The 1367-nt window shown below is 63.6% G+C and carries 1 protein-coding gene; it reads right to left on the bottom strand.

The genetic code is table 11. The features are described 5' to 3' along the window. Nucleotides 1-21: 21 nt before the first annotated feature. A partial coding sequence (locus tag ABT116_RS46600) for a ferredoxin--NADP reductase domain-containing protein (RefSeq protein WP_351647319.1) occupies nucleotides 22-1367 on the bottom strand: 1346 nt, incomplete at its 5' end.

The raw sequence follows: 1367 nt of genomic DNA, 5'->3' as shown, positions 1-1367 counted from the left end.
TAGCTGTTTACCTGTGGTGGATCAGCGAGCGCGAACGGGTCGACCGAATCGACGAGTCGGCTTCACCCGGGCCGCAGCGTCGAGGATGGAGGTGATCTCGACCTGATCCAGAACCTTTTCGCGGACACGGTCGTGCGCAGCGCCGCGTTCCAGTTCCGCCTTGTCGATGGCGTGCCAGCCCTCGCGGTCGACTACGTCGGACTGTCGCGCCCGGACCAGACGATCGACTGCGGAGTCGTCGGCGACCGGGTTGGTCAGGCGGCCGTCGTTGAAGTCGTCGACGAGCATCCTGATCGTTTCCTGCGCGCAGGACTTGTTGGTGCCGATGAACCCACTCGGTCCGCGCTTGATCCAACCGGTCGCGTAGACGCCGGTGGCGGGATCGCCGTTCGGAGCTTCGAGGACGCGGCCGTTCTCATTCGGAATGACCGAAGCACGCTCGTCGAACGGGACGCCTGCGATGGGCACTCCGCGGTAGCCGATCGAGGTGAGGACCAAGCCGGCATCGATGGTCTCGGTATCGCCGGTCGCCTCGATCTGCACGGTTCCGTTGGCGTCGACCAGGGCGTTGCGAGCGAACTCGATTCCACTGACCTGATCGTCGCCGGTGATCGACGTCGGCGTGAGCAGGTAGCGCAACGTGATGCGCTTGTTGCCGACGTCGACGTGATCGCGGTTCTTCAGTGCTTCGAGTAGACGCAACTTCTGCTCGACGGCATGCGGAAGCTCGCCGCGTTTTGCCAGTTCTTCGGTGGCCGAGTCGAGAACCATGTCGTCGGGTCCGACAGAGAGTTCGATGTCCGGCAGTGCCATCAGGCCGGTGAACTCGGGGACCGTGAACGCGGACTGCGCGATTCCGCGTCGACCCACGATGACAACTTCTTCGACGCGACTCTTCCGCAGAGCGGCGAGTGCGTGAGCGGAGATGTCAGTGCGCGCCAACTTCTCGGGATCGGCCGTGAGAATGCGAGCGACGTCGAGCGCGACGTTTCCGTTTCCGATGATGACCGCGCGGCGATGCGAGAGGTCGAAGACGTCGTCGGCGTGATCGGGGTGGCCGTTGTACCAGGCCACGAAGTCGGTGGCCGATGCCGTGCCAGGCAGATCAGCACCCGGAATGCCGAGACCACGGTCGGACGATGCGCCGACTGCGTAGAGCACCGCATGGTGATTTTCGAGCAGTTCGCTGTGCGAGATGTGCTTGCCGATCTCGACGTTGAGGTAGAACTCGAAACCCTTTTGTGCTGCGATCTTGTCGAACAAGCGAGTGACCTGCTTGGTCTTCTGATGATCCGGAGCAACTCCGGCTCTGGGCGCGGAGAACGTCGCCGCGGTCATCATCGAGCCGGTGCTCGGCGAGGGCGGCT

It is taken from the genome of Streptomyces sp. NPDC002130, from assembly GCF_040296465.1.
Classification (GTDB): Bacteria; Actinomycetota; Actinomycetes; order Streptomycetales; family Streptomycetaceae; genus Streptomyces.
Note: the sequence above shows the minus strand (reverse complement) of the source record. Positions and strands in the feature narration are given on the sequence as shown.